This window comes from Klebsiella sp. K-Nf6, assembly GCF_002806655.1.
Classification (GTDB): Bacteria; Pseudomonadota; Gammaproteobacteria; order Enterobacterales; family Enterobacteriaceae; genus Klebsiella; species Klebsiella variicola.
In genome coordinates this window covers 1-21551 of record NZ_PIBN01000027.1, presented here as the reverse complement: position 1 = coordinate 21551, position 21551 = coordinate 1, and the positions used below count along the sequence as shown (strand labels likewise).

Annotated in this window: 22 protein-coding genes and 1 riboswitch; of the genes, 9 read left to right on the top strand and 13 right to left on the bottom strand. The window is 57.8% G+C overall.

Annotated features, from left to right (window positions below; genetic code table 11):
* Positions 1–98 precede the first annotated feature (98 nt).
* Positions 99–1439 carry an anaerobic C4-dicarboxylate transporter DcuB gene (gene dcuB, locus CWM61_RS27315; RefSeq protein ID WP_008808003.1) on the top strand — a complete coding sequence of 447 codons (1341 nt, stop codon included), beginning with the start codon at positions 99–101 and terminating at the stop codon, positions 1437–1439.
* Between the two features lie 43 nt (positions 1440–1482).
* Here dcuB and CWM61_RS27310 read toward each other — a convergent pair whose 3' ends face one another.
* The 10 genes from CWM61_RS27310 to CWM61_RS27265 all read right to left on the bottom strand — a co-directional run bounded on the left by CWM61_RS27310 (position 1483) and on the right by CWM61_RS27265 (position 10255).
* Complete coding sequence (locus tag CWM61_RS27310; RefSeq protein WP_008808002.1) at positions 1483–1800, bottom strand: PTS lactose/cellobiose transporter subunit IIA; 318 nt, start codon at positions 1798–1800, stop codon at positions 1483–1485.
* 3 nt (positions 1801–1803) lie between these two features.
* The gene (locus tag CWM61_RS27305) at positions 1804–2109 is read right to left on the bottom strand and encodes a PTS sugar transporter subunit IIB (protein WP_002884150.1); all 306 of its coding nucleotides are present in this window, start codon (positions 2107–2109) and stop codon (positions 1804–1806) included.
* Between the two features lie 171 nt (positions 2110–2280).
* Entirely contained in the window at positions 2281–3813 is a 1533-nt protein-coding gene (locus CWM61_RS27300; RefSeq protein WP_165784264.1) for a sensor domain-containing diguanylate cyclase, read from the bottom strand.
* A gap of 315 nt (positions 3814–4128) precedes the next feature.
* Positions 4129–5262: a 2-iminoacetate synthase ThiH gene (thiH, locus tag CWM61_RS27295; RefSeq protein ID WP_074387393.1), complete on the bottom strand. Its 1134-nt coding sequence runs from the start codon at positions 5260–5262 to the stop codon at positions 4129–4131.
* Positions 5259–6029, bottom strand: coding sequence for a thiazole synthase (gene thiG, locus CWM61_RS27290; protein ID WP_074387392.1), 771 nt, complete (start codon positions 6027–6029; stop codon positions 5259–5261). The genes thiH and thiG overlap by 4 nt, the downstream gene beginning before the upstream one ends.
* Position 6030: 1 nt before the next feature.
* Complete coding sequence (gene thiS / locus CWM61_RS27285) at positions 6031–6231, bottom strand: sulfur carrier protein ThiS (protein WP_060876744.1); 201 nt, start codon at positions 6229–6231, stop codon at positions 6031–6033.
* Positions 6215–6970: a thiazole biosynthesis adenylyltransferase ThiF gene (gene thiF / locus CWM61_RS27280; protein WP_074387391.1), complete on the bottom strand. Its 756-nt coding sequence runs from the start codon at positions 6968–6970 to the stop codon at positions 6215–6217. The genes thiS and thiF overlap by 17 nt, the downstream gene beginning before the upstream one ends.
* On the bottom strand, positions 6963–7598 hold the full coding sequence (gene thiE, locus CWM61_RS27275; RefSeq protein ID WP_100632212.1) for a thiamine phosphate synthase: 636 nt from the start codon (positions 7596–7598) through the stop codon (positions 6963–6965). The genes thiF and thiE overlap by 8 nt, the downstream gene beginning before the upstream one ends.
* Entirely contained in the window at positions 7598–9493 is a 1896-nt protein-coding gene (gene thiC / locus CWM61_RS27270) for a phosphomethylpyrimidine synthase ThiC (RefSeq protein ID WP_074387389.1), read from the bottom strand. The genes thiE and thiC overlap by 1 nt, the downstream gene beginning before the upstream one ends.
* An 86-nt stretch (positions 9494–9579) precedes the next feature.
* A riboswitch (TPP riboswitch) is annotated at positions 9580–9704 on the bottom strand.
* Between the two features lie 53 nt (positions 9705–9757).
* Positions 9758–10255, bottom strand: coding sequence for an Rsd/AlgQ family anti-sigma factor (locus CWM61_RS27265; protein WP_061156151.1), 498 nt, complete (start codon positions 10253–10255; stop codon positions 9758–9760).
* A 94-nt stretch (positions 10256–10349) separates the two neighbouring features.
* Here CWM61_RS27265 and nudC point away from each other — a divergent pair, with 94 nt between their 5' ends.
* The 6 genes from nudC (at position 10350) to CWM61_RS27235 (ending at position 14712) form a co-directional block, all read left to right on the top strand.
* Entirely contained in the window at positions 10350–11123 is a 774-nt protein-coding gene (gene nudC, locus CWM61_RS27260; protein ID WP_074387388.1) for an NAD(+) diphosphatase, read from the top strand.
* Positions 11124–11163: 40 nt separating this feature from the next.
* On the top strand, positions 11164–12228 hold the full coding sequence (gene hemE / locus CWM61_RS27255) for a uroporphyrinogen decarboxylase (protein WP_074387387.1): 1065 nt from the start codon (positions 11164–11166) through the stop codon (positions 12226–12228).
* A 12-nt stretch (positions 12229–12240) separates the two neighbouring features.
* Positions 12241–12912, top strand: coding sequence for a deoxyribonuclease V (gene nfi / locus CWM61_RS27250; protein WP_074387386.1), 672 nt, complete (start codon positions 12241–12243; stop codon positions 12910–12912).
* Positions 12913–12954: 42 nt separating this feature from the next.
* Positions 12955–13545, top strand: coding sequence for a YjaG family protein (locus CWM61_RS27245; protein WP_060876751.1), 591 nt, complete (start codon positions 12955–12957; stop codon positions 13543–13545).
* Between the two features lie 186 nt (positions 13546–13731).
* On the top strand, positions 13732–14004 hold the full coding sequence (hupA, locus tag CWM61_RS27240; RefSeq protein ID WP_002884342.1) for a nucleoid-associated protein HU-alpha: 273 nt from the start codon (positions 13732–13734) through the stop codon (positions 14002–14004).
* A 12-nt stretch (positions 14005–14016) separates the two neighbouring features.
* Positions 14017–14712 carry a DUF1481 domain-containing protein gene (locus CWM61_RS27235; RefSeq protein WP_060876757.1) on the top strand — a complete coding sequence of 232 codons (696 nt, stop codon included), beginning with the start codon at positions 14017–14019 and terminating at the stop codon, positions 14710–14712.
* Positions 14713–14715: 3 nt separating this feature from the next.
* Here CWM61_RS27235 and zraP read toward each other — a convergent pair whose 3' ends face one another.
* Positions 14716–15153: a zinc resistance sensor/chaperone ZraP gene (gene zraP / locus CWM61_RS27230; RefSeq protein WP_100632213.1), complete on the bottom strand. Its 438-nt coding sequence runs from the start codon at positions 15151–15153 to the stop codon at positions 14716–14718.
* Positions 15154–15412: 259 nt separating this feature from the next.
* Between zraP and zraS the strand changes: the two genes are divergently transcribed.
* Together zraS and zraR are read left to right on the top strand one after the other, a co-directional pair.
* Positions 15413–16807: a two-component system sensor histidine kinase ZraS gene (gene zraS, locus CWM61_RS27225; RefSeq protein WP_074387384.1), complete on the top strand. Its 1395-nt coding sequence runs from the start codon at positions 15413–15415 to the stop codon at positions 16805–16807.
* A complete protein-coding gene (gene zraR, locus CWM61_RS27220; protein WP_074387383.1) occupies positions 16794–18125 on the top strand; it encodes a sigma-54-dependent response regulator transcription factor ZraR in 1332 nt (443 codons plus the stop codon). The genes zraS and zraR overlap by 14 nt, the downstream gene beginning before the upstream one ends.
* On the opposite strand, the gene purD is transcribed toward zraR, so the two are convergent.
* Entirely contained in the window at positions 18115–19410 is a 1296-nt protein-coding gene (purD, locus tag CWM61_RS27215; protein WP_060876755.1) for a phosphoribosylamine--glycine ligase, read from the bottom strand. The two genes, zraR and purD, sit on opposite strands and share 11 nt — an antisense overlap.
* 15 nt (positions 19411–19425) lie before the next feature.
* Positions 19426–21015: a bifunctional phosphoribosylaminoimidazolecarboxamide formyltransferase/IMP cyclohydrolase gene (purH, locus tag CWM61_RS27210; protein ID WP_074387382.1), complete on the bottom strand. Its 1590-nt coding sequence runs from the start codon at positions 21013–21015 to the stop codon at positions 19426–19428.
* Positions 21016–21551: the final 536 nt, after the last annotated feature.

Below are 21551 nucleotides of genomic sequence, written 5' to 3'. Positions count from 1 at the left end.
CCACATCTCATGCTTCTCCCGATAAGACGCAGAAATAATACCGGCAGGCAGGTGTTGGTCATTTCTTTTGGTCTGAGTGGACAGGCTCTGGGGGCTGCATGGAATTTGCGATACAACTCATTATTATCTTAATTTGTCTGTTTTATGGTGCCAGAAAAGGCGGTATTGCGCTGGGCCTGTTGGGCGGCATCGGTTTGGTTATCCTCGTTTTTGTGTTCCATCTCCAGCCGGGTAAACCGCCGGTTGATGTGATGTTAGTCATCATTGCCGTTGTGGCCGCTTCGGCGACGCTACAGGCGTCGGGTGGGCTGGATGTCATGTTACAGATTGCCGAGAAGCTGCTGCGGCGCAACCCGAAATATGTCTCGATCGTCGCGCCTTTCGTCACCTGCACGCTGACCATACTCTGTGGTACCGGACACGTGGTGTACACGATCCTGCCGATTATCTACGATGTCGCCATTAAGAATAACATTCGTCCGGAGCGTCCGATGGCGGCCAGCTCCATAGGCGCCCAGATGGGGATCATCGCCAGCCCGGTCTCGGTAGCAGTGGTTTCGCTGGTGGCGATGCTGGGGAATTTTACCTTTAACGGTAAACACCTGGAATTTCTCGACCTGCTGGCGATAACCATTCCGTCCACGCTGTTGGGGATCCTGGCGATCGGTATCTTCAGTTGGTTCCGTGGCAAAGATCTGGATAAAGACGAAGCCTTCCAGGCGTTTATTGCGGTACCGGAAAATCGCCATTACGTCTATGGCGATACAGCGACGCTGCTGGATAAAAAGCTGCCGACCAGCAACTGGATTGCGATGTGGATCTTCCTTGCTTCCATCGCCGTGGTGGCCCTGCTCGGCGCGTTTTCCGAACTACGCCCGGCCTTCGACGGTAAGCCGCTGTCGATGGTGCTGGTGATCCAGATGTTCATGCTGCTCTCCGGGGCGCTTATTATCATCATTACCAAAACTAACCCGGCGTCGATTTCTAAAAATGAGGTTTTCCGTTCGGGAATGATCGCTATCGTCGCGGTATACGGCATCGCGTGGATGGCGGAAACTATGTTCGGCGCGCATATGACCGAGATTAAAGGTGTGCTCGGAGAGATGGTGAAGGAGTACCCGTGGGCCTACGCCATCGTGCTGTTACTGGTATCTAAGTTTGTTAACTCCCAGGCGGCAGCGCTGGCGGCGATTGTGCCGGTAGCCCTGGCCATCGGCGTCGACCCGGCCTATATCGTGGCTTCTGCGCCGGCCTGCTACGGCTACTATATTCTGCCGACCTACCCAAGCGATCTGGCGGCTATCCAGTTCGACCGTTCAGGCACGACGCATATCGGCCGCTTTGTCATTAACCACAGCTTTATCCTGCCCGGGCTCATCGGTGTCGGTGTCTCCTGCGTGTTTGGCTGGGTATTTGCCGCAATGTACGGTTTTCTTTGAGAGGGGACGGGCGCCGGCAGCGGCGCCCGTTAAATCCGCGAGGTTACTGCGCGAGCGGCAGACGACGATAGAGTTCAATCATATCGGTCGCCAGATCCTGAATGACCATGGCGTTCATCAGGTGGTCCTGAGAGTGAACGGTGATCAGGTTGACCGGCAGCTTACCGGTACCTTCATCCAGGCCGATGAGCTGGGTCTGGATTTTATGCGCATGTTTGACGAACTCATGGGATTCGGCCATGGCCTGCTCGGCTGCCGCAAAGTCACCTTTCCGTGCTAACTGGAGAGCCGTGAGCGCCGCGCTACGTGCGGAACCGGCATTGACCAACAGCTCCATGATGATCGTTTCTAAATCTTCCATCGATTACTCCAGCATCTTAAGGGCTTTATCCAGAACGGCATCACCTTTCATCATGCCGTAGTCCATCATATCGATCACCGCGACTTTCTTGCCGAAGGGATCGGCCAGCGCCTGCAGTTTAGCCTGCTCATATTTCACCTGCGGGCCGAGCAAAATAATGTCGGCGGCGGCCAGGTTATCTTTAAACTCGGCGACCGGGACGGCCTTGATAGAAACCTCAACACCTTTCTTCTGCGCGGCATCTTGCATACGCTGAACCAGCATGCTGGTGGACATACCGGCGGCACAGCACAAAACGATATTCTTCATAGTCAGTGGCCCTTGTGTTCCGTGATGTCTTATCTTTATCGCGGCCCTGGCGATGCGACAACCGCTTTACCATGATTGTGTGTAAGTCATCACACAAAAATTGAAACCGGTTTCATTTTTGCCGGTAAAAATAAAAAAGCCCACCGAAGTGGGCGGCCGTGTCCTGTTGTCTTACGCGCGCAGGATGCGGTTTTTACCTTGTTGCTTGGCTTTGTAAAGCGCCTCATCGACGCTCACCACCAGTTTATCCAGCGGCTCCATGTTCCATTCCCCCAGTCCGGCGCTAAAGGTGACCGTCAAGCCATCTTCGCGCCAGGTACGCCGCTCGACGTTGACTCGCCATGTTTCCAGTAGTGTTCGGGCGTTATCGATATGTTCGGCAGGAAAGACCACCGCGAACTCTTCACCGCCGTAGCGATAAAGGGAAATCTCCAGCGGCTGGAGGACCTGCAGCCCCTCGCGGGCGACGTTGCGCAGGACGATATCGCCGTTGAGGTGTCCCCAGGTGTCGTTGATCGATTTGAAGTTATCTATATCGACCAGAGCGAGGGCGAAAGGTTGGTGATCGTTCATCAGCGCGGCGATATCGCTGTCGAAGGCGCGGCGGTTTTTGCAGCCAGTGAGGGCGTCGATGGTGGCCTGGCGGACGTAGGTCAGTTCGCGTTGCTTGTTGGTTTCAATTGCTTTACTCAGCATTGCCTCAAGGCGCGGAGCACGTTTGACGTCACCCGTTTTAATCGCATTGATGATATTCATCAGTACGGTACGGGAGGCATGACGCAGATAAAGGCCGAACAAAATGATGATGATCGCCGCGAGTGCGAAACCGCCGATCACTAAGTTCGTCTCATGGCGCGTCAGATTGATAAGGGTGGCGTTATCGACACGGTAAATCACGAACCAGTCGGGATTGGTAAAGGAGTAGTAGTAATACCAGGTATCGCTCCTGGTATCGTAAAGCTGTCCCTCTCCGCTGGTCATTTTATCCATCAGTTCGCCGCTGACGAAGGGTTTAAACAGCGCGCCCGGGTCGGAGTGCAGGACAACGTTGCCATCCCGCTGCACCACAAAAAATTCCCCCTGTACGGGGGCGACCATCTGCCGTAGTGCGAACCCCATGGAGGTGAGATCAAGATGAAAAGCCAGGCTGCCTTTGAGTCTACCCTCCGGAGTAATGATGGGTTTGAAAATGGTAATCGTCGGATGGTGGGTGAAATAATCCATATACGGGCTGGTGTAGTGGCTGAAGGTGCTGGCTTCCGCCTGTTTGATAAACCAGGGGCGCGTTTTCGGATCGAAGGCTTTACTGTCTTCATTTTGCAGCATCTCCGGAGCACGCAGATAGTGGCCCGCGGTATCCGCCAGCGAGATGGATGAGACGCTTGGCATCATGTTCTGTAACTGCATTAGCGTGGTTAACCCTTTCTCCGGATCAACATTCACCGCGTGATTGAGTGCGTCATTACGGGCGAAGAAGGTGGCCGCCCGTCCGAGGATAAAATCATTTTCCCGTAGCAGCGTTTCCGTGTAGTTGATGGCCAGGTTGTGGGTAAAGTTGCGGTTAATATCGTGATAATCTTCGAGAAAATCTTTCCGCTGTGCCAGGGTGACGAAAGTAGCAATCAGCATAAAACTGAGCAAAATGCCGGCAAACCCCACGACGATTGGTGTCGTAAAAGAGAGCTTTCTGTTGTGTAGCGCCATGAATCGTTAATCGTCCCGGATGTATAAACCAAGGGTCCGAACGCAGCTTGTGTCAGCGAGCCTGCCGATCGAATCAGTTAACTATTGCTCAATTATAACTCTGAGGCCTTCATCTATCGTGATTTATATTCGTCGATAATGAACTGGCCCTCGCGCAGCGCGGAGAGGCAGGGCGAAAATGAGGAAGAAAACGTTCGCCCTGGTCAGCGTCCGCTGCTGACCCGGGCAGAATAGAAAAACGGCGGCAATCGGGCGACTCCCCGTTTTTCATCTCTCGTGCAGGCACGCAAAATAATCAGCGGCTTGCAGCATACTTCATGATGATTGCGAGGCGCGTCCCAGCCAGCTGTCCCAGTCTTTCCATACCGGCTGCAGGCCACGGGCGGCTAGCGCGCTGGCAACCTCTTCAGGGCGGCGATCGTCATGTGGGGCAAATTGCTCGAGCTCCGGATGATCGTCGGCGTAGCCGCCCGGCTGCGTTTTAGAGAAGGCGCTGACGTTGTTAATTGCCAGCGGGATCACCCGGTCGCGGAACCAGGGTGATTCACGGGTTGAAAGCGACAGTTCAACCTCCGGCGCCAGCAGGCGGAAGGCGCAAATGGTCTGCACCAGTTGGCGCTCATCCATCAGCGAAGCTGGTTCAATACCGCCGGCACAGGGACGCAGGCGCGGGAAGGAGACCGAGTAGCGGCTGCGCCAGTAGCGCTGCTGCAGCCACAGCAGATGCTCGGCGACCATAAAGCAGTCCACCCGCCAGCTGTCGGAAAGGCCAATCAACGCGCCGAGGCCGATCTTGTCGATCCCCGCCTCGCCTAAGCGATCCGGCGTATCCAGCCGCCAGAAGAAATCCTGCTTTTTCCCTTTCAGATGGTGCTGGGCATACATGCTTTCATGGTAGGTCTCCTGATAGACCATTACCCCGTCGAGCCCCAGCGTTTTCAGCTCGGCATACTCTTCAGTCGCCAGCGGCTGCACCTCCATATGCAGCGAGGAAAACTGGCTGCGGATAGCCGGTAGGTGCTGGCGGAAATAATCCATCCCCACCTTGCCCTGATGTTCGCCGGTGACCAGCAGCAGATGCTCAAAGCCCAGGTCGCGGATCGCGGCGCACTCGCGGGCAATCTCGGCGGCATCCAGCGTCTTGCGCTTAATGCGATTGCTCATTGAGAAGCCGCAGTAGGTGCAGTCGTTGGCGCACAGGTTGGAGAGATACAGTGGCACGTAGAAGCTGACGGTATTGCCGAAGCGCTGGCGAGTGAGCCGCTGCGCGCGCTGGGCGAGGGGTTCAAGATAGTTGGCCGCCGCCGGTGAAAGCAGGGCCATCATGTCGTCACGGGTGAGCGGTTTGGCCGCCAGCGCCCGTTCGACGTCGGCGGCGGTTTTGCTGTTGATGCGCAGGCGGATGTCGTCCCACTCCAGCTGCCGCCAGCGATCGCTGAAGGTTTTCATGCCAGCGCCTCCAGGAATCCGGTCAGCGGGCTGGTGGCTTGCGCCTGCGTACTGCGTGCCCCCGGTCCGGCCTGACGCGCCAGTAATCCGGCATCGACTGCCATACGGAAGGCGCGGGCCATGGCCACGGGGTCGTCGGCGACGGCAATGGCGGTATTGACCAGCACCGCATCCGCGCCCATCTCCAGTGCTTGCGCCGCATGGCTCGGCACGCCAATTCCGGCATCGACCACCACCGGTACGGTGGCCTGCTCGATAATAATCTCCAGCATGGCTTTAGTTTCCAGTCCCTGATTGGAGCCGATCGGCGCGCCCAGCGGCATCACCGCAGCACAGCCAGCCTCTTCCAGCCGTTTACACAGCACCGGATCGGCGCCGCAGTAGGGCAGGACGACGAACCCTTCGCGGACCAGCAGCTCCGCCGCCTTCAGGGTTTCAATCGGGTCGGGCAGCAGCCAGCGGGCATCCGGGTGGATCTCCAGCTTCAGCCAGTGGGTACCCAGGGCTTCCCGCGCCAGGCGGGCGGCAAACACCGCCTCTTCCGCCGTCTTGGCGCCTGAGGTATTCGGCAGCAGGCTGACCCCCGCCGCCAGCAGCGGGGCGAGGATAGCGTCATTGTGCTGGCGTAAATCGACGCGCTTCATCGCCAGGGTCACCAGCTGGCTGCCCGAGGCGCGAATCGCCTCAACCATCACCTCCGGGGCGGCGAATTTGCCGGTACCGGTAAAAAGATGGGATTCAAACGTTTTGTCTGCAATACGTAACATGTCAGCCTCCAGCGATAACCTGAAAAAGCAGGATCCGATCGCCTTCCTGCAAGAGATGATCTTCCCACCGCTCGCGCGGCAGGATGTGTTGATTGAGCGCCAGCGCAACGCCCGGCTGCAGCTGTTCGAGCTGGGTCAGCAGGGCGCTGACGCTGAGATTGTCGGCACATGCCAGCGGCTCGTCGTTAAACCAAATCTGCATGTCGCCCTCCGCACACTGGACAGCTCCGGGAGCGCTGTAGCGCCAGGTTGCGCCAGTTGCTGGTGCGGGCGTCGAACAGCCGCAGGGTATTACGTGGCGTCGTCATTCCGCTGAGCAGCTTAATCGCCTCCAGCGCCTGCAGCGTGCCCATCATGCCGACGACCGGGCCGACGATCCCCGCGGTGCGGCAGTTACGTTGCGGTTCGTCGCTATCCGGCCACAGGCAGCGATAGCAGCCCTGCGTCCAGGGGGGCGTCAATACCATCAACTGACCGCCGAAGCCGACGGCGCTGGCGGTCACTAACGGGGTGTCGAGGGCGACACAGGCGGCGTTGATTGCCTGGCGGGTCACCATGTTATCGGTGCAGTCCAGCACCACGTCCGCTTTCGCCACCTCAGCGCGCAGCGCCTCGCCGCTCAGACGTTGCTGGAGCGCAACCAGTTTGATCTGCGGGTTTAGCTGACTGAGCCGGGTCTTTGCCGCCGCGGCTTTTGGCCGGTCGATATCCTCGCTGGTGAACAGGATCTGCCGCTGTAGGTTGCTGAGATGCACCGCGTCGTCATCGGCCAGGGTCAGCGTCCCGACGCCCGCTCCGGCAAGATAGAGCGCCGCCGGGGAGCCCAGCCCGCCAAGGCCGATAATCAGCACCCGGCTGGCTAACAGTTTCTGCTGACCCTCGATGGCAATATCCTCCAGCAGCAGCTGGCGGCTATAGCGCATAAAGTCGTGATCATTCATCGCCTGCTCCCGCCAGCGCCAGCAGCTGGTCGGTCGCTGCCCGCCAGTTCGCCGCCTGGGTAATGGCGCTGACCACCGCGATGCTGCCGACGCCAGTCGCCAGCACGCCCGGTGCTTTATCAAGGCTAATCCCGCCGATCGCGACGGTGGGGTAATCCGCCAGCCGCTGAATATGCCCGGCAAGTTGCTTGAGGCCCTGCGGCGCGGAAGGCATCTGTTTGGTTTGTGTCGGGAAGACGTGACCCAGTGCGATGTAGGAAGGTCGAGCCGCCAGCGCGACGTCAATCTCCATATCGTCATGGGTGGAAACACCAAGGCGCAGCCCGGCTTTGCGGATGGCCCTCAGATCGGTGGTTTCCAGATCTTCTTGCCCCAGGTGTACACCGTAGGCCTGGTGCTTAATCGCCAGCTGCCAGTAATCATTAATGAACAACCGGGCGTGATACCGACGGCCAAGGGCGATGGCGGCGATGACGTCATCTTCAACGTCGCTGTCGCGTTGGTCTTTGATGCGCAGCTGAATAGTACGCACTCCCGCCTCCAGCAGGCGCTCAATCCACGCCACGCTGTCAACCACCGGGTAGAGTCCGAGACGAAATGGGACGGGTGGAAAATCAGGTTGATACATCAGGCTTCCTCCTGTTTGAGGTAGATTTCGCCGCCACGGGCGCGGAAGTTATTCGACATATCGGCCATTCCGGCGTCGATGGCCTGCCTGGCGGCGTAGTCGCGGACTTCCTGGGTGATCTTCATTGAGCAGAATTTCGGCCCGCACATGGAACAGAAGTGGGCGACTTTGCCGGACTCCTGCGGCAGGGTTTCATCGTGATAGGCCCGCGCGGTGAAGGGATCGAGCGCGAGGTTGAACTGGTCTTCCCAGCGGAATTCGAAACGTGCTTTTGACATCGCGTTATCGCGGATCTGCGCGCCCGGGTGGCCTTTCGCGAGGTCAGCGGCGTGGGCGGCAATTTTGTAGGTAATCAGCCCCTGCTTCACATCCTCTTTGTTGGGCAGGCCGAGATGTTCTTTTGGCGTGACGTAGCACAGCATGGCGCAGCCGAACCAGCCGATCATCGCCGCACCAATGCCGGAGGTGAAATGGTCGTAGCCTGGCGCGATGTCGGTGGTGAGCGGCCCTAAGGTATAGAACGGCGCTTCATGGCAGTGCTCCAGCTCTTCAGTCATATTGCGGCGGATCATCTGCATCGGCACGTGGCCGGGGCCTTCGATCATCACCTGCACGTCATACTCCCAGGCGATTTTCGTCAGTTCGCCGAGGGTGCGCAGCTCGGAAAACTGCGCCTCGTCATTGGCGTCCTGGATCGAGCCGGGGCGCAGGCCATCGCCGAGGGACAGCGAAACGTCATAGGCGGCGCAGATTTCGCAGATTTCGCGGAAGTGCTGGTAGAGGAAATTTTCCTGATGGTGCGACAGGCACCATTTGGCCATGATTGAACCACCGCGCGACACGATACCGGTCAGGCGCTTCGCGGTCATCGGCACGTAGCGCAGCAACACGCCGGCGTGAATCGTGAAGTAGTCGACGCCCTGCTCGGCCTGTTCCAGCAGGGTATCGCGGAAGGCTTCCCAGGTGAGGTTCTCGGCAATGCCGTTGACCTTCTCCAGCGCCTGGTAAATCGGGACGGTACCAATCGGCACCGGGCTGTTGCGCAGGATCCACTCGCGGGTTTCGTGGATATAGCGGCCGGTGGAGAGGTCCATCACCGTGTCGGCGCCCCAGCGGGTTGACCAGACCAGTTTTTCCACCTCCTCTTCGATGGAAGAGGTCACCGCTGAGTTGCCGATATTGGCATTCACTTTCACCAGGAAATTGCGGCCGATAATCATCGGCTCAGATTCCGGGTGGTTGATGTTGGCCGGGATGATGGCGCGCCCGGCGGCAACTTCATCGCGGACGAACTCGGGGGTAATGTTTTCCGGCAGGCGGGCACCGAAGCCTTCCCCGGCATGCTGCTGGCGCAGAACCTCGCTGCGGATACGTTCGCGACCCATGTTTTCGCGAATGGCGATGAACTCCATCTCCGGGGTGACGATCCCCTGGCGGGCGTAGTGCAGTTGCGTCACGCATTTGCCAGAGACGGCGCGTTTGGGCGTCAGCAGGCCGCTGAAGCGCAGCTCATCGAGGCCGTCGTCGGCCAGCCGCGCTTTAGTGTAAGCCGAGCTACGTTCGCTGAGCGGAGCGCAGTCGTTACGCGCGTCGATCCATGGCTGGCGCAGCTTTGCCAGCCCCTGGCGGACATCAATGTCAATATCCGGGTCGCCATAAGGCCCGGAGGTGTCATACACCGGAATCGGCTCATTGGCTTCGTACTGGGGATGGTCGTTATCGCCGCCGACGAGGGTCGGGCTGAGCTTAATTTCACGCATCGGGACGCGGATATCCGCTTGTGAGCCGTGAATGTAGATGCGGTGTGAATTGGGAAAAGCGGTACCTGCCAGCGTATCAATGAATCGCTGTGCGTGCTCGCGTTGTTCCCGACGGGTGAGTTTGGTAGTAGACATAGCGCATTCCAGTTAAACAAGGAGATGGCTTGTCAGACGACGGATGGAGTAACAGATGCGACCAGTCCATAACGGAAAGGTGCGACCAGCAGTTTACTCTTGTTCCCTTCGCAGGTATTAGCCTGATCAGGTTCCGCGGATCCCGAATTAACGGTCTCAGCCTTTTCCACGTTAGCCTGCGCATGGAAAATAGGCACTCCGACAAGATGACATCCCCTCCGGAGAGGGGGAATGGAGGTAAACTACTCGTTAATTGCGCACAACTCAAGCAGTCGGCGCAATATTATCGTGCACGTCATTGCTCAGGTTATGCGCGACGGCAAGGGCGATCAGTTTATCTTCCAGCGCAAAACGTGCTTCCAGCGACTCGCCGATATCCGACAGCGCCTGCTGAAATTCAAGGTAGTTATCGTGATCGATAGCGTTTTCGAGGCAGGTATCGTAGTAGTCCATCATCTGCTGGGTATTGGCTTCCAGCTGTGGATAAAGCCGGGTGGCGGCTAAAAGTGGGGTATCGCCTTCCATTTCGCCAATAATGCGTTCATAAATACTAAAATGACCAGATGAGAGGTAATCCACCAGACTTTGGCAAAAGTCATCCAGCGCTCTTTCGTTAAGCCGCATAAATGATTCTTTGCCCGGTTTCAGGCCAACCAGATTGTAGTAAGCCACGAGCAGATGCTTACGCACTTGTAGCCAGCGATCGACCAGTTCATTACTACCGCCAACGCGCTCCGTCAGGTTTTCCAGCTGGTTTAGCATGATTGACTCCGCAAGTTTTGATTTTAAATCTGCTCACCAAAATGTAAATATAATGTTAACAACATGCCAGTGAAGCAAAGGTAGTGCAATAGATATGGATCGTATTATTGAAAAATTAGATCGCGGCTGGTGGGTTGTCAGTCACGAACAAAAATTATGGTTGCCTGGTGGAGAATTACCACATGGCGAAGCGGTTAATTTCGATCTTGTCGGCCAGCATGCGCTGCATATTGGCGAGTGGCAGGGCGAGTCCGTCTGGATGGTGCGTCAGGATCGCCGTCATGACATGGGATCGTTACGCCAGGTGCTGGATCAGGATCCGGGGCTCTTCCAGTTGGCGGGGCGAGGGATCCAGCTCGCCGAATTTTATCGATCGCATAAATTTTGCGGCTACTGTGGCCATCCGATGCATGCCAGCAAAAGCGAATGGGCAATGCTGTGCAGCCACTGCCGTGAACGCTACTACCCACAAATTGCTCCTTGCATTATCGTCGCTATCCGTCGCGACGATTCGATCCTGCTGGCGCAGCATACCCGGCATCGTAACGGCGTGCACACCGTGCTGGCCGGATTTGTCGAAGTGGGTGAAACCCTTGAGCAGGCCGTCGCCCGAGAGGTGATGGAGGAGAGCGGCATCAAGGTGAAAAACCTGCGTTATGTGACCTCTCAGCCGTGGCCGTTCCCGCAGTCGCTGATGACCGCCTTTATGGCGGATTACGCGGATGGCGATATCGTGGTCGACAAAAAAGAACTGCTGACCGCGGACTGGTACCGCTTTGACAATCTGCCGCTCCTGCCACCGCCGGGAACGGTAGCGCGACGCCTGATCGAAGATACGGTGGCGATGTGTCGGGCAGAGTTCGAGTGACATGTTACACTGGGCGCATCAACGCTAAAGGAATGTAAAAATGACCGAACTGAAAAACGATCGTTACCTGCGCGCGCTGCTGCGTCAGCCGGTTGATGTCACCCCGGTGTGGATGATGCGCCAGGCGGGCCGCTATTTACCGGAGTACAAAGCCACCCGTGCGCAAGCGGGCGACTTTATGTCGCTGTGTAAAAATGCCGAGCTGGCCTGCGAAGTGACGCTCCAGCCGCTGCGTCGTTACCCGCTGGATGCGGCGATCCTCTTTTCGGACATCCTGACGATCCCGGACGCGATGGGTCTGGGGCTGTACTTTGAAGCCGGCGAAGGCCCGCGCTTCACCTCGCCGGTAAAAAGCAAAGCCGACGTCGACAAGCTGCCGATCCCGGATCCGGAGCAGGAACTGGGCTACGTAATGAACGCCGTGCGTACCATTCGCCGCGAACTGAAAGGCGAAGTGCCGCTGATCGGCTTCTCGGGTAGCCCGTGGACGCTGGCGACCTACATGGTGGAAGGCGGCAGCAGCAAAGCGTTCACCGTGATCAAAAAGATGATGTACGCCGAACCGCAGGCGCTGCATGCGCTGCTGGAGAAGCTGGCGAAAAGCGTCACCCTGTATCTCAACGCGCAGATCAAAGCCGGCGCGCAGTCGGTGATGATTTTCGACACCTGGGGCGGGGTGCTGACCGGTCGCGATTACCAGCAGTTCTCGCTCTACTATATGCATAAAATTGTCGATGGCCTGCTGCGGGAAAATGAAGGCCGCCGCGTGCCGGTGACCCTGTTCACCAAAGGCGGTGGCCAGTGGCTGGAAGCGATGGCGGAGACCGGCTGTGACGCGCTGGGTCTCGACTGGACCACCGATATCGCCGACGCTCGCCGTCGCGTAGGTCACAAAGTGGCGCTACAGGGCAATATGGACCCGTCGATGCTTTATGCGCCCGCCCCGCGTATTGAAGAGGAAGTGGCGACTATTCTCGCCGGCTTCGGCCAGGGCGAAGGCCATGTCTTTAACCTTGGTCATGGCATCCATCAGGATGTCGACCCGCAGCATGCGGGCGTCTTTGTTGAAGCGGTGCATCGTCTTTCCGCACCCTATCACCAATAGGAGATAAGCCGTATGGACTTAGCCGCACTACGTACCCAACAGCAACAGTTAGCCGCATCGGTCGAGCGAGCGGATCGACTGGATCGCGACCCGCCGGCGTTGATCGGCGGCGCGGATGTCGGGTTTGAGCAGGAAGGGGAAGTGACCCGAGCTGCAATGGTGCTGCTGACCTGGCCTGAGCTCGAGCTGGTGGAGTATCAGGTGGCGCGCGTCGCCACCACCATGCCGTATATTCCCGGCTTTCTCTCGTTTCGCGAAACACCTGCGCTGCTGGCGGCGTGGGAGCAGCTTTCGCAGAAACCTGACCTGCTCTTCGTTGACGGCCACGGCATCTCCCATCCCCGGCGGCTCGGCGTCGCCAGCCATTTTGGTCTGATGATTGACGTGCCGACCATTGGCGTGGCGAAAAAACGGCTGTGCGGAAAAATTGGCGAAATGGGTGATGAGCCCGGCGCACTGGCCCCACTGATGGATAAAAATGAGCAACTGGCCTGGGTCTGGCGCAGCAAAGTGCGCTGCAACCCGTTGTTTATTAGCACCGGCCATCGGGTGGGGATGGACAGCGCCTTAATGTGGGTCGAGCGCTGTATGCGAGGCTATCGTCTGCCCGAGCCGACGCGCTGGGCCGATGCAGTGGCTTCCCGTCGTCCGTCGTTCGTGCGTTGGCAAGCAAATCACGGCTGATTCAGGTACACTGCGCCTAATTTCTGACTTCGAGAATTCATCATGTTACAAAACCCGATTCACCTGCGCCTGGAGAAGCTGGAAAGCTGGCAGCATGTCACCTTTATGGCTTGCCTGTGCGAGCGTATGTACCCTAACTACGCTATGTTCTGCAAGCAAACCGAGTTCGGCGACGGCCAGCTGTACCGTCGTATCCTGGACCTGATCTGGGAAACGCTGACGGTTAAAGATGCGAAGGTGAATTTCGACAGCCAGCTGGAGAAGCTGGAAGAGGCGATCCCGGCGGCAGATGATTTCGACCTGTACGGTGTTTATCCGGCGATCGACGCCTGTGTGGCGTTGAGTGAACTGATCCATTCGCGTCTGAGTGGTGAAACACTTGAACACGCGATTGAGGTAAGCAAGTCATCCATCACCAGCGTGGCGATGCTGGAAATGACCCAGGCTGGTCGTGAAATGACCGATGAAGAACTCAAAGCGAACCCGGCGGTAGAGCAGGAATGGGATATCCAGTGGGAAATTTTCCGCCTGTTGGCCGACTGTGAAGAGCGTGACCTTGAGCTGATAAAAGGTCTGCGCGCGGACCTGCGTGAGGCCGGTGAGAGCAATATTGGTATAAATTTTCAGCAGTGAGACCAGAAAACGTGATTTACCGCCTGAATTGTAGCGTCTGAAGGCTTCCATTCCGCCCCCCGTCTGGTCTACATTTGGAGGGCGAAAAAAAGTGGCTATCGGTGCGTGTATGCAGGAGGGTGCTTTTTTGGCATTTCCGTCGCACTCGATGCTTAGCAAGCGATAAACACATTGTAAGGATAACTTATGAACAAGACTCAACTGATTGATGTAATTGCGGACAAAGCTGACCTGTCCAAAGCACAGGCTAAAGCTGCCCTGGAATCTACCCTGGCTGCAATTACTGAGTCTCTGAAAGAAGGTGATGCTGTTCAACTGGTTGGTTTCGGTACCTTCAAAGTGAACCACCGCGCTGAGCGTACTGGCCGCAACCCGCAGACCGGTAAAGAGATCAAAATCGCTGCAGCTAACGTGCCGGCATTTGTTTCTGGCAAAGCACTGAAAGACGCAGTTAAGTAAGACCGCGTGGCAGTGAACAGTTTTATCGAAGGGGCTATTAAGCCCCTTTTGTCTGTCTGGCGCCGACCTCTGGCGCTGGCGGGCATTCTGTTGCTGACTGCCTGCAGCCATAACGCCTCGCTTCCTCCGTTTACCGCCAGCGGTTATGCGGATAATCAGGGGGCGATGCGCATCTGGCGTAAAGATTCTGGCGATGAAGTTCATCTTCTCGCCGCCTTCAGCCCGTGGCGTCACGGGGACACCTCGACCAGCGAATATCGCTGGCAGGGCGATCAATTGACGTTTATCGAACTCAATGTCTACGGCAAGCCGCCGGAACATATTCGCGCCCGCTTCGACGCGCAGGGCGATCTCAGCTTTATGCAGCGGGAAGTCGACGGGCAGAAGCAACAGCTCTCCAGCGACCAGGTCGCGCTGTATCGTTATCGCGCCGAGCAGATCCGCCAGACCAGCGATGCTCTCCGGCAGGGACGCGTCGTCCTGCGTCAGGGGCGCTGGAACGCTGCCGCGCATACCGTACTGACCTGCGAAGGTCAGACGGTTAAGCCTGACCTCGATAGCCGGGCCCTGGCGCATATTGAACGTCGCCAGAGTCATTCCTCCGCCGCGGTGAGCATTGCCTGGCTGGAGGCGTCTGAAGGCTCTCAACTCTTGCTGGTCGCCAATGAAAACTTCTGCACCTGGCAGCCGACGGAAAAAAGCTTCTAACGATTACCAGTGGTTCATGCCCATATGACCACCGCCGTTACCGCGGCAGCCGTTGTATCCCATTCCTGCGCCGCGGGGAACGCCTGCCTCAGCCAGGGCGACATCAAACTTCACCCGCTGCTGATCCAGCTTCTGGCGTAAGCCTTCCATCTCCTGAGCGACGGCTTCAATCTTTCCGCTATCCGGTTTTTGCGCCGTGAGCAGTGCGTTGTATTCATAGCGTTTGGACTGCAGTTGCTGGCGCAGGGTGCTGGTTTGCGCAGCGTAATCGTTATGCAGCTTTTGCGCGGTAGCCTGCTGCTCCTGGGTCAGCTGACTGTAACCCTGATTGCCCATCCCGTTGTTATTGCCCCAGTGATGGTTGGCCCAGGCCGCGTTGCTGCCAAAGGTCAGTGCGGCAAGGGTGATGAGGGCGAGAGGTAAGGTACGGTTCCGTTTCATGGCATTATCTCCTGTGTGGTTTCTCTTGTTGTTGCATCTTCCATGCCAGCCTGAAAAAGCCCGCCCGTACGGGCCTGCCGGAGGAGCCGATGGGGAAGGTGAGTAAAAATGACCCGTTCCTGGCGGGTCAGGCGAGTCATTTTTACTCACTAAACCGCGGGCGATATGTTTGAGAACAGGATTGGCGGCGTGGGAAAATGGCATGATTTCTGCTGAAGGATCCTGGTGAAAGCGAAAAGGAGATGACAAGGACTCGCCGATGAAGATCAAACCTTTCTCCCGGGACGTTGCCGCTGATGCCCTGAGCTGGCTGCTGACCGGCACAATTGTGCTGTTGGTTATTCTGTTTTCCACGATGATCGTCCGTGACTATGGCCGCGAAACCGCTGCGGCCCGGCAAACCATCGAAGAAAAGGGGAGCGTGCTGATCCGGGCGCTGGAGTCCGGCACGCGGGTCGGGATGGGGATGCGTATGCATCACGCGCAGTTGCAGGCGCTGCTGGAAGAGATGGCCTGGCAGCCCGGTGTGCTGTGGTTCGCGGTGACCGATGAAGACGGTAAAATCATCGCCCACAGCGATCCGCAGCAGGTGGATAACGCGCTGTACAGTCCGGCGCAGATGCGCGAACTCAACGTTAGCGAACAGGCCCGCTGGCGCCGGCTTAGCGAGCCGCAGCCAGCGCTGGAGATCTATCGCCAGTTTCGCCCGCTCAATCCTGCTCGCGGCCATCATATGGGGATGATGAATCGCGGCAACAGCGTGCTGGCTCAAACCACCGTCCCGCAGGTGATTTTTCTCGCCTTTGATAGCCGCGAGCTGGATGCGGCGCAGGCCCGCGGCCAGCGTAACATGATGATCATGCTGGGCGCTGCGGCGCTGGTCATCGCGGCGACGATCCTCGCTCAGTTCTGGTTCCACCGCTATCGTCGCTCACGCAAGCAGTTGCTGGAGGCGATGGCCCGCAAAGAAAAGCTGGTGGCGCTTGGGCATCTGGCGGCGGGGGTCGCGCATGAGATCCGCAATCCGCTCTCTTCGATTAAAGGGCTGGCGAAGTATTTTGCCGAGCGAACTCCCCCAGGCGGCGAAGCGCAGCAACTAGCGCAGGTGATGGCCAAAGAGGCCGACCGCCTGAACCGGGTGGTCAGCGAGCTGCTGGAGCTGGTCCGACCCGCGCATTTAAATTACCAGCCGGTGGATATCAACGCGCTTATCCGGCACTCATTGCAGCTGGTAAGCCAGGATGCGCAGAGTCGCGGGATCGCGCTGCAATTTACTCCGCGCCCTGAGCTAACCACGATCAACGCCGATGCTGACCGCCTGAACCAGGTGCTGTTGAACCTGTACCTGAACGCGATGCAGGCGATTGGCCGCGATGGCGTCATTCGCGTATCGGCAAGCGAAGCCGATCGTCAGAGGGTGAAGATTGTTGTCACAGATAGCGGTAAGGGGATGAGCGATGAAGAGCTGCAGGCCATCTTCACGCCGTATTTCACTACCAAGGCGGACGGCACCGGGCTGGGACTGGCCGTAGTACAGAATATTATCGAACAACATGGCGGGACGATCCGCGCCGAAAGTCAGCCGGGGGCTGGAGCGATATTTACGCTTTGGCTACCGGTGGTGGCTCAACGGAGGGAAGATGAGCAGCGATAAGGTACAGATTCTGGTCGTTGATGATGACATCAGCCACTGCACGATCCTGCAGGCGCTGCTACGCGGCTGGGGCTATCAGGTGGCATTAGCTCACAACGGCCTGCAGGCGCTGGAGCAGATCCATCAGCAGGTCTTCGACCTGGTGCTGTGCGATATCCGTATGGCGGAGATGGACGGTATCGCGACGTTAAAAGAGATTAAGGCCTATAACCCGGCGATACCGGTGCTGATCATGACGGCGTTTTCCAGCGTTGGCACGGCGGTAGAGGCCATTAAGTCCGGGGCGCTGGATTATCTGGTCAAACCGCTGGATTTTGACACTCTGCAGCAGACGCTGGTTCAGGCGCTGGCGCACACGCAACAGAGCGAGAGCGATCCCAGCGTTGCGACGGATTCACGGTGGGGCATGATTGGTGATAGCCCGGCGATGCAGGCGCTTATCAACAATATTACGTTGGTGGCGCCCTCAGATGCGACGGTGCTGATCTGCGGCGAATCGGGAACGGGTAAAGAACTGGTGGCGCGCGCCATCCACGCCTGCAGCGAGCGCCGCGAGAAGCCGCTGGTGACGCTAAACTGCGCGGCGCTGAACGAATCGCTGCTGGAGTCCGAGCTGTTCGGCCATGAAAAAGGGGCTTTTACCGGGGCGGATCGGCGGCGGGAAGGGCGTTTTGTCGAGGCGGATGGCGGCACGCTGTTCCTCGATGAAATTGGCGATATCTCACCATTGATGCAGGTGCGTCTGCTACGGGCGATTCAGGAACGCGAGGTGCAGCGCGTTGGCAGTAACCAGACGCTTGCCGTTGATGTGCGGCTGATTGCCGCCACCCATCGCAATCTGGCGGAAGAGGTGAGCGCCGGGCGTTTTCGCCAGGATCTCTATTACCGCCTGAATGTCGTGACCATTGATATGCCGCCGCTGCGTCAGCGACGGGAAGACATTCCTCTGCTGGCGCAACACTTTCTCAAGCGTTATGCCGAACGTAACCGCAAAACGGTGCAGGGGTTTACGCCGCAGGCGATGGATCTGCTGATCCACTACGCCTGGCCGGGTAATATCCGTGAGCTGGAAAATGCGGTGGAGCGGGCGGTGGTGCTGCTGACCGGAAACTATATCTCCGAGCGAGAACTGCCGTTGGCGATAGCGGGCACGCCGCTGCCGTTTGGTGATAGCGAGAACGCGCTGATTCAGCCGTTAGTGGAAGTTGAAAAAGAGGTGATTCTGGCGGCACTGGAGAAAACGGGCGGCAACAAAACCGAAGCCGCCCGTCAGTTAGGCATTACGCGGAAAACGCTGCTGGCTAAACTTAGCCGTTAGCCTTTTCACGTTCGATGGCGCGCCAGCCGATATCGTTACGGCTAAAGCTGCCGTCCCAGCGAATATCGGTCAGCAGTTGATAGGCGCGCTGTTGCGCCTGCGCCACGGTTTCACCCAGCGCGGTCACGCACAGCACGCGCCCGCCGTTGGTGACGACGCGCTGGTCGTCTGCCAGTTTGGTGCCGGCGTGGAAGACTTTACCATCTGCGGCTTCCTGCTGCGGCAGGCCGAAGATCTCATCACCCGTGTTGTAATTGCCCGGATAGCCGCCGGCGGCAACCACCACGCCCAGCGACGCGCGGTCATCCCACTCAGAGGTTTTCTCGTCCAGCTTGCCGGCGCAGGCGGCGAGGCACAGCGCTACCAGGTCGGATTTCATGCGCAGCATGATCGGCTGGGTTTCCGGATCGCCAAAGCGGCAGTTGAACTCAATCACCTTCGGGTTACCCTGCTTGTCGATCATCAGACCGGCATACAGGAAACCGGTATAGGTATTGCCTTCGGCGGCCATGCCTTTCACCGTTGGCCAGATAATCCGCTCCATGGTGCGCTGATGGACTTCATCAGTGACCACCGGCGCCGGGGAGTAAGCGCCCATACCGCCGGTGTTGGGGCCGGTATCGCCGTTGCCGACGCGCTTGTGATCCTGGCTGGTGGCCATCGGCAGGACGTGCTCGCCATCGACCATGACAATAAAGCTGGCCTCTTCGCCATCGAGGAACTCTTCAATCACGATGCGGTGGCCTGCATCGCCAAAGGCGTTGCCGGCCAGCATATCTTTGACCGCCGCCTCAGCTTCCTCAAGGGTCATCGCCACGATAACGCCTTTACCCGCTGCCAGACCGTCAGCTTTGATGACGATCGGCGCGCCTTTCTCGCGCAGATAAGCCAGCGCAGGCTCGACCTCGGTGAAGTTCTGGTATTCCGCCGTCGGGATATGATGACGAGCGAGGAAATCTTTGGTGAAGGCTTTTGAGCCTTCCAGCTGCGCGGCGCCTTCGGTTGGCCCGAAGATGGTCAGCCCTGCGGCACGGAATGCGTCAACCACGCCAATGACCAGCGGCGCTTCCGGGCCAACGATGGTCAGATCGATGTTCTCATCCTGCGCAAAGCGAAGCAGCGCCGGAATATCGGTAACGCCGATGGCGACGTTTTGCAGCGACGGCTCCAGCGCGGTACCTGCGTTGCCCGGCGCGACGTAGACGGTATCAACCAGTGGCGACTGGGCCGCTTTCCAGGCCAGCGCGTGCTCACGCCCGCCGTTGCCGATTACTAATACTTTCATCTGTAGCTCCGTGAATTAATGGCGGAAGTGGCGCATGTCGGTGAAGATCATGGCGATACCATGTTCGTCAGCGGCGGCAATCACTTCGTCGTCGCGGATAGAGCCGCCCGGCTGGATAACGCAGGTGATGCCCACTGCGGCTGCGGCATCAATGCCGTCGCGGAACGGGAAGAATGCGTCAGAGGCCATGGCGGAACCTTTCACTTCCAGACCTTCGTCACCAGCTTTAATCCCGGCAATTTTCGCTGAGTAGACGCGGCTCATCTGACCGGCGCCTATCCCGATGGTCATATTGTCTTTGGCATAGACGATGGCGTTGGATTTGACGAATTTCGCTACTTTCCAGCAGAACAGTGCATCGCGCAGTTCCTGCTCGCTTGGCTGACGTTTGCTGACCACGCGCAGTTCGCCCGCGTTGACCATGCCGAGATCGCGGTCCTGAACCAGCAGGCCGCCATTGACACGTTTGAAATCGAGGCCGGCAACGCGAGCATTCCACTGACCGCAGGTCAGTACGCGGACGTTCTGCTTCGCGGCGGTGATCTTCAGCGCTTCTTCGCTGGCGGACGGTGCGATGATCACTTCGACGAACTGGCGAGAGATGATCGCCTGCGCGGTTTCCGCATCCAGCTCGCGGTTAAAGGCGATGATGCCGCCGAAGGCGGAGGTTGGGTCAGTTTTATAGGCGCGATCGTAGGCATCGAGGATCGAGTCGCTGACGGCAACGCCGCATGGGTTAGCGTGCTTAACGATCACGCAGGCTGGCTCATTGAACTCTTTCACGCACTCCAGCGCCGCATCGGTATCGGCAATGTTGTTATAGGAGAGCGCTTTGCCCTGCAGCTGAGTGGCGGTCGCTACGGAGGCTTCTTTTACATTCTCTTCTATATAGAAGGCAGCTTGCTGGTGGCTGTTTTCGCCGTAGCGCATATCCTGCTTCTTAATGAAGTTCAGATTCAGGGTGCGCGGGAAGCGGCCAGCGGCTTCTTTGCTTTCACCGTGATAGGCCGGGACCATGCTGCCGAAGTAGTTAGCGATCATGCTGTCGTAAGCGGCAGTATGTTCGAAGGCTTTAATCGCGAGGTCGAAGCGGGTGTTCAGCGTCAGGGAGCCTTCGTTGGCGTCCATCTCATTAATGATGGCGTCGTAGTCGCTGCTCTTCACTACGATAGCGACGTCTTTATGGTTCTTCGCGGCGGAGCGCACCATGGTCGGGCCGCCGATATCAATGTTTTCCACCGCGTCTTCCAGCGAGCATCCTTCACGAGCGACGGTCTGGGCAAATGGGTAGAGGTTAACGACAACCATATCGATAGGCGCGATACCGTGCTGCTGCATGATGCCGTCATCCTGACCGCGACGACCGAGGATGCCGCCGTGTACTTTCGGATGCAGGGTCTTCACGCGTCCATCCATCATTTCCGGGAAACCGGTGTAGTCAGAGACTTCGGTAACCGGCAGGCCTTTATCTGCCAGCAGGCGGGCGGTGCCGCCGGTAGACAGCAGCTCGACACCACGAGCGGAAAGCGCCTGCGCGAATTCGACGATACCGGCCTTGTCAGAAACACTGAGCAGAGCGCGGCGGACTGGACGACGTTGTTGCATGGTATTAAATCCCCAGGATTTGAACATTACAGAGAGCGTTAGGTGAGTTTTTGCCTAAAAACTCACCTAACGCACCCAACCGGGCATCCGTGTCATTGCGCGGCATTGTAACGAAAACGTTTGCGCAACGCTCGCGAATTTTTATCTTTCTCTTTCAGCCACTGTTTCTTCCTTATATAGAAGCTTACCCACCGGGCTTTTGCCGGCGTTTCGTCGCGATTCTGTGGATAATTCTGTGTGTAAAAGGGTATAAAGCGGGGTTTTGCTGGGGAATGCAGCAGTCAGTCATTTTTCTGCCATTTTTCTATTGCAGGCGCTCGAGAACTCCCTATAATGCGCCTCCATCGACACGGCAGATGTGAATCACTTCACACAAACAGCAGGTTCGGTTGAAGAGAAAAATCCTGAAATTCAGGGTTGACTCTGAAAGAGGAAAGCGTAATATACGCCACCTCGCGACAGAGCGCTAAAGCGCGTCGCAACTGCTCTTTAACAATTTATCAGACAATCTGTGTGGGCACTCAAAGTGACATGGA